The 481-nt window shown below is 66.5% G+C and carries 1 protein-coding gene, 1 pseudogene and 1 riboswitch; the gene and the pseudogene both read left to right on the top strand.

What is annotated here, in order from left to right; genetic code table 11:
• Positions 1-80: pseudogene (locus tag RM844_RS32295) on the top strand (uS14 family ribosomal protein); the annotation flags it as partial.
• Positions 80-343, top strand: coding sequence for a 30S ribosomal protein S18 (gene rpsR, locus RM844_RS32290; protein WP_311671008.1), 264 nt, complete (start codon positions 80-82; stop codon positions 341-343). The pseudogene RM844_RS32295 and the gene rpsR, both read left to right, overlap by 1 nt.
• Positions 344-447: riboswitch (cobalamin riboswitch) on the top strand.
• The last annotated feature ends 34 nt before the right edge of the window (positions 448-481 follow it).

Genomic DNA, 481 nt, shown 5'->3' with positions numbered 1-481 from the left:
AGTTCGGGCTGTCGCGGGTCCGGGTGCGCGAACTGGCACACCGCGGTGAACTGCCGGGCGTGCGGAAGTCGAGCTGGTGATGGTGTCGAACTCCCGGAAGAACACCAAGAAGCGCCCGCCGGCCACCGAACTCAAGAAGCCGAGGCGCAATCAACTGACTGCCCTCGGGGTGACCGAGGTCGACTACAAGGACGTCCACCTGCTGCGCCCCTTCATCAGTGAGCGGGGCAAGATCCGGTCCCGGCGCATCACCGGGCTCACCCCGCAGCAGCAGCGTCAAGTCGCCACGGCGATCAAGAACGCCAGGGAGATGGCGCTGCTGCCGGTGGTCGGCCCCGCTTGACCTAACATCGACGGCGATAGGGCGACTGCGGATCGTGGAAGCCGGTGAGAATCCGGCGCGGTCCCGCCACTGTATAGCCAGATACACACCGCAGTCGCCACCTCACGTACTGGGGCGGATCTCCCCGGAGAGGACGGG

The sequence above is a fragment of the Streptomyces chisholmiae genome (genome assembly GCF_031845445.1).
Lineage (GTDB): Bacteria > Actinomycetota > Actinomycetes > Streptomycetales > Streptomycetaceae > Streptomyces > Streptomyces chisholmiae.
Note: the sequence above shows the minus strand (reverse complement) of the source record. Positions and strands in the feature narration are given on the sequence as shown.

Bases quoted from the DNA above. Each gene is read 5' to 3' on its own strand.
- rpsR (WP_311671008.1), top strand. From the start codon at position 80: ATGGTGTCGAACTCCCGGAAGAACACCAAGAAGCGCCCGCCGGCCACC.